Genomic DNA, 5,749 nt, shown 5'->3' with positions numbered 1-5,749 from the left:
GTGATTAGTGGCGCATCATCCGACCAAAAAAACCGGCGGTGTGCCCCGCAAGAAGAATAAGACCATAAAATGCCAGGGTTCCTAAAAAGCTGGTTATCATGTCCCGATCTCCTTTCCGGACTTTCGTCCTGCTAACGTTTGATGTCGTTTTTACGCCCTAAGTTGCTGAAATTCAAGGTATTTTTTTATAATAGTGTTTTGCAAACGATTTTTTGAGAAATATGATAGTTTGTTAATTTTTCGCAAAAAACCAGTTATTTCAGTAACTTGAAAATAGAACCCTGTTTTCTGTTTGCCGGGGCGGAAATGTAAAAAAAATAAGCAGAAAAGAAACAGAATTTTGTTTTACCGGGCCAATGCTGACCTTTTAATGGTCTGACCATACATGCTTCCCGGGCCCGTTTCCATTGTTGCCGGAATATGCTACGGTTTGACGGTGATTAATTAAGTGCGTCAGGAGTTGTTTTCAATGGTAGAAATTTTCAGTGATGGTGCTTGCTCCGGAAATCCGGGGCCGGGCGGGTATGGAACGATTCTGCGGTATGGCTCGAGCGAAAAAGAACTGTCCGGCTACGATCCGGAGACGACCAATAATCGCATGGAGCTGCTTGGAGCGATTGTCGGCCTCGAGGCGTTGAACCGGCCCTGCAAGGTTCGTGTGACAACTGACTCCGAATATGTCAAGAAGGGGATGACTGAATGGCTCGAAGGCTGGATCAGGCGCGGCTGGAAGACCGCGGGTAAAAAGCCGGTTGCCAATCGGGACCTCTGGGAGCGGTTGCATGCCCTCGGACAGAAGCATGATGTGGAATGGGTCTGGGTGCGCGGCCATACCGGCCACCCGGAAAACGAGCGATGCGACGAACTGGCGCGGCAGGCGATTATGGATGGTAAATAATTCGATCAATTCGGGCCTGTTGCGTAGACAGGCCCAATCGTAGGTGATATCATCTCTGAAATTTACTTTGTTGTGAAACTCTAGATCGGTTCCATCCGGATATCTGCATCGAGATGTCAAAACTGAATGCCGTGACAGAAGCGGCCGCATCGATCAGCGGTGCCGGACCGCCCCCCTTAACATCCCTGCTGACCTTCGGCCTTTATACCTTGATTGCCGTCGGCCTGGTCGGCTTCCTGATGTTTGTTGCCTGGTTCCTCGGGCATAAAACCCGTAGTGCTGTTAAAAATGAACCTTACGAATCGGGGGTCGCACCGACCGGGCAGGCCCACCTCGGCGAACCGGTCCCTTTTTATCTGGTTGCCATTTTCTTTATCATCTTCGATGTCGAGATGGTTTTTGTCGTCTCGTGGGCTGTCGCTTATGATCTTCTCGGCTGGGCCGGATACCTGCAAATTACTTTTTTCATCGTGATTCTTTTCCTCGGTCTGGTCTGGCTCTGGAAATCCGGCGGCCTTGATTGGGGACCACAGCCGCGCCGGGTGAAGCCGGAATCGGAGGGCAGGCGATGAACCAGGAACTTCCACCGAATGTTATCCTGACCCGGCTTGACGATGTCATCAACTGGGGTCGCAAGAATTCGCTCTGGCCGATGTTTTTCGGCCTTTCGTGCTGTTTTGTCGAAATGATGACCAGTATGACACCCCGTTTCGACCTCGCCCGGTTCGGTGCCGAGGTGTTGCGCTCGACGCCGCGTGAAGCCGACCTGATGATTGTCTCAGGAACGCCGTTCAAGAAAATGGGGGCTTCGATCCTGCGTGTTTATGAGCAGATGGCGAACCCGAAATGGGTCATTTCGATGGGGAGTTGTGCCAACTCCGGCGGCATGTATGATGTCTATTCGGTCATTCAGGGGGTGAACCAGATCCTGCCGGTTGATGTTTATATCCCCGGCTGTCCGCCGCGGCCGGAGGCTCTCCTGCAGGGCCTGATGCTGCTTCAGGAAAAGATTGCCAATGAGGAACAACCGTCGCGCAAGGTTCTCGGCCTCTCCGGCGGCAGTGAGGGGACGACCGGGCCGGTGCTTGTTGACGGCGTCAGCAAGAGTCGTGATACCCGCGGTCCCGGGTATGGCAATTCCCCGGTACGCGGCAGCTCGGCCCGGCACCCCGATTTTTTCGGGTCCCGTTCGGCGTCGATCTGGACACCGCCACAGCCGAAGGTTGAGTTTCCTCAGGGGAGCGATGCCACGCAGAAAGCAATTCTCGAGCGTTTCGAGGGGCGGGTCGCTATTGACGGTTCGGCGGTCGATATGCCGGGGCTGATCGCCACCCCGGATGACCTTCCGGAGCTGCTCCGTTTCCTCAAGTACCGCAACCGGGTCCGCTACGCCCGGCTTGAAGATATTACCGCCATTGACGAACGCGAACGCAAGCAGCGTCCCGACAATGACTTCAGCATGGTCTATCATCTCCTCTCGTTCCAATCGCCCGGCTATCTGCGGATCAAGGTTCCCCTTGCCGACGAAAACACCTCGATCCCCTCGGCGACAGACATCTGGGCGAATGCCAACTGGTATGAGCGGGAAGTCTACGACATGTTCGGTCTCAATTTTGCCGGTCATCCCGATCAACGGCGGATACTGATGCCGCCGGAGTGGGAAGGCCACCCGTTGCGTAAGGATCATGTGTCGCGGGCGACCGACATGGCGCCCTTTACCGCCGAGACCGCCGCCGGAATGATTCCGGTGCCGGCGGCAGATTTCTTCGAAAGGATTCCGGATGAGGACGCTGCCAATAGCATGATCCTCAATATCGGTCCGCATCATCCCGGCACCCACGGCGTGCTGCGCCTGATAGCCAAGCTCGAGGGTGAAGAGGTTATCGACCTTGATGCCGACATCGGATATCATCACCGCGGTGCGGAAAAGATTGCCGAGCGCCAGCACTGGAATCAGTATATTCCGTATACCGACCGGATCGACTATCTCTCCGGTGTTCAGAACAACCTCTCTTACCTGCACAGTATTGAGACCCTGATGGGGGTCGAGATCCCGCCGCGGGCCCGCTATGCCCGGGTGATGTTGAGTGAGCTTTTCCGGATTGTCAGTCACCTGGTCTGGCTCGGAACGTTTGCCCACGACGTCGGTGCCATGACTCCGGTCTTCTACGCCTTTGAATCACGCGAGAAAATTTTCGATATCATCGAAATGGTGACCGGTGGCCGGATGCATCCGGCCTGGTTCCGGATCGGCGGGTTGCCGCTCGATCTGCCGGACGGCTGGAAGCAGGTGGTCGATAATTTTACCCATGATTTTGAAAAGCGAATCGACGAGTTCGAAACCCTTTTGACCGATGGCCCGCTCTTCCGCGCCCGGACCGAAGGGATCGGGGTCGTGTCGCGTGATGAGGCGGTTGACTGGGGCCTCTCCGGACCGAACCTGCGCGCCACCGGCATGCCGTGGGATGTTCGCCGGGCGATGCCGTATTGTGGTTATGAAGAGTTCGACTTCGATGTCATCACTGCCGAAGGGGGCGATTGCTATGCCCGCTACCTGGTCCGGGTCGGTGAGCTGCGTGAAAGTCTGAAGATCGTCAAGCAGGCGGCCGAACGGATGCCGGCCGGACGCTGGATGACCGAGGACTACCGCTACGCCTATCCGCAGCGGCAGGACGGGCTGAACGATATTGACAGCCTGATTCCGCATTTTGTCAATGTCAGCCGCGGCCCGACGGCGCCGAAGGGGGAGTGTTACCGGGCAACCGAATCATCGAAAGGTGAGTGCGGCTACTACGCGGTCAGTGACGGCGGCAGTATCCCGTACCGGATGCGGATCCGGAGCCCGAGTTTCGCCCACATGCAGGCGCTGCCGCTGATGAGTGAAGGCTGGCTGCTCGCCGACCTGATCGTTATTCTCGGCTCGATCGACTTTATTCTGGCTGATCTGGATCGATGAAAATTAAAGAGTTTGCCACGAAGGCACAAAGGGCACCAAGGAAGGCAAAACCGAAAAACATTTTTTAACGCTAAGGTGCGAAGTCGCAAAGTTAAGGGATCCGGGTTTGAATGAAACTAAAATCAATTTCCGGGCTCTTCTCCAAATTTTTTTGAAATCATTCATTCCCTGGCGTCTTTGCGCCTTTGCGTTAATATGAATTTTGATTTTATTAGTGTTCTTGGTGCCTTGATGACACAAAAGGTTTTAGAATTTGATGTCTGACTTACTGACAACCGAACAGATCGAACAGTTTCGCCGGAAGGCTTCGGAGCTCGAGCATCCGAAGGAGCTGGTGATCGACCTGTTGCGCGCCGTCCAGGAGAATCATTGCTGGGTTCCGGACGAGGGGGTCGAACTGGTCGCTGAAATTATCGGTGTGCCGCCGGTCGAAGTCGAGGAGGTCGCGACCTTTTACGACAAGATCTTCCGGCAGCCGGTCGGTAAAAAAGTAATTCATATCTGTGATTCGATCTGTTGCTGGAGCCGCGGCGGTGAAGAACTGGCCGCCGCGCTTCAGCAGAAACTCGGGGTGAAATTCGGCGGTACGACGGATGACGGCATATTCACCCTGCTGCCGAGCTGCTGCCTCGGTGCCTGCGGTGAGGCCCCGGCAATTATGATTGGCCTCAAGACCTATGGCAACCTGACACCGGCATCGGTTGAAGAGGTTCTGGCGGCCGAGCGGGAGGAGAGCCGATGAGTGCCTACCCGCAGGTTCTTTTTAAAAACTACATTCCCGGCGAGACCGTTTTTATCGACGGTTATCGCAAGACCGGTGGTTACGAAGGCCTGCAAAAGGCCTTCAGGGAGATGACCCCGACCGAGGTGACCGATCTGGTCAAGAAATCGAATCTCCGCGGCCGCGGCGGCGCCGGTTTCCCGACCGGGATGAAATGGAGCTTCTTCCCGAGCGACAAGCCGGGACCGAAATACCTGGTCTGCAACTGTGATGAAATGGAGCCCGGAACCTATAAGGATGGCGTGCTCCTGCGCAGTGACCCGCATCAGCTGATCGAAGGCGTTATTATTGCCGCCTACGCACTGCAGACCCCGGAAGCCTATATTTTCATCCGTTACGCCTATGAAGATTGTGCCGTCAATCTGGAGCGGGCGGTCGCGGAAGCTCAACAGGCGGGCTTTTTGGGCAAGAATATTCTCGGCAGCGGTTTCGATTGCGCAATTCATGTTCACCGTTCGGCCGGTCGTTACATCTGCGGGGAGGAGACGGCCCTGCTCAGCGGCCTCGAAGGGCGGCGTCCGAATCCGCGGCTCAAGCCGCCGTTTCCGGCGGTGCGGGGGCTGTTTGATAAACCGACGACGGTCAACAATGTTGAAACCCTGGCCAACATTCAGCATATCGTGACCGGCGGCGACGACTGGTTCAAGTCATTGGCGCTGACCCCGGAGGGCGCCGGAACCAAGCTGTTCGGTCTCTCTGGACACCTTGAAAGGACGGAATGTTTCGAGCTGCCGCTCGGCATTACCCTCGGCGAGGTGGTTAATGATATAGGTGGCGGCGTCCGTGGCGGCAAAAAATTCAAGGCCTGTTTGCCGGGCGGCGCTTCGACTCCATACCTGACGGCCGAACATTTTGCCGTGCCGCTCGATTTCGAGGCGATCGGCAAGGCCGGCAGTCGTCTTGGCACGGCCGGTGTCACGGTTTTTGACGAAGAGACCTGCATGGTCGCCGTGACCCTGAATCTGATCCGGTTCTTCGCCCGGGAGAGTTGCGGCTGGTGTACCCCCTGTCGTGACGGCCTGCCGTATGTTGCCTGGCTGCTTGAGCAGTTTGAAGCCGGTACCGCAACAATGGAGCATTTTGAGCTGTTGAAGAAACAGTTCCGCAATATCTC

General features: G+C 55.9%; 5 protein-coding genes. All 5 read left to right on the top strand.

The window, feature by feature from the left end; translation table 11 throughout:
* Nucleotides 1–469 precede the first annotated feature (469 nt).
* The gene (locus C0623_05755; protein PLY01189.1) at nt 470–898 is read left to right on the top strand and encodes a ribonuclease HI; all 429 of its coding nucleotides are present in this window, start codon (nt 470–472) and stop codon (nt 896–898) included.
* A 113-nt stretch (nt 899–1,011) separates the two neighbouring features.
* Nucleotides 1,012–1,470 carry an NADH-quinone oxidoreductase subunit A gene (locus C0623_05750; GenBank protein PLY01188.1) on the top strand — a complete coding sequence of 153 codons (459 nt, stop codon included), beginning with the start codon at nt 1,012–1,014 and terminating at the stop codon, nt 1,468–1,470.
* Nucleotides 1,467–3,854, top strand: coding sequence for an NADH-quinone oxidoreductase subunit B/C/D (locus tag C0623_05745; protein PLY01187.1), 2,388 nt, complete (start codon nt 1,467–1,469; stop codon nt 3,852–3,854). Before C0623_05750 ends, C0623_05745 begins: the two co-directional genes overlap by 4 nt.
* A 256-nt stretch (nt 3,855–4,110) precedes the next feature.
* Nucleotides 4,111–4,596, top strand: coding sequence for an NADH-quinone oxidoreductase subunit NuoE (locus tag C0623_05740; protein PLY01186.1), 486 nt, complete (start codon nt 4,111–4,113; stop codon nt 4,594–4,596).
* A partial coding sequence (locus C0623_05735) for an NADH-quinone oxidoreductase subunit F (protein PLY01185.1) occupies nt 4,593–5,749 on the top strand: 1,157 nt, incomplete at its 3' end. The genes C0623_05740 and C0623_05735, both read left to right, overlap by 4 nt.

Origin of the sequence: Desulfuromonas sp., from assembly GCA_002869615.1 — a bacterium.
GTDB lineage: Bacteria > Desulfobacterota > Desulfuromonadia > Desulfuromonadales > UBA2294 > BM707.
Note: the sequence above shows the minus strand (reverse complement) of the source record. Positions and strands in the feature narration are given on the sequence as shown.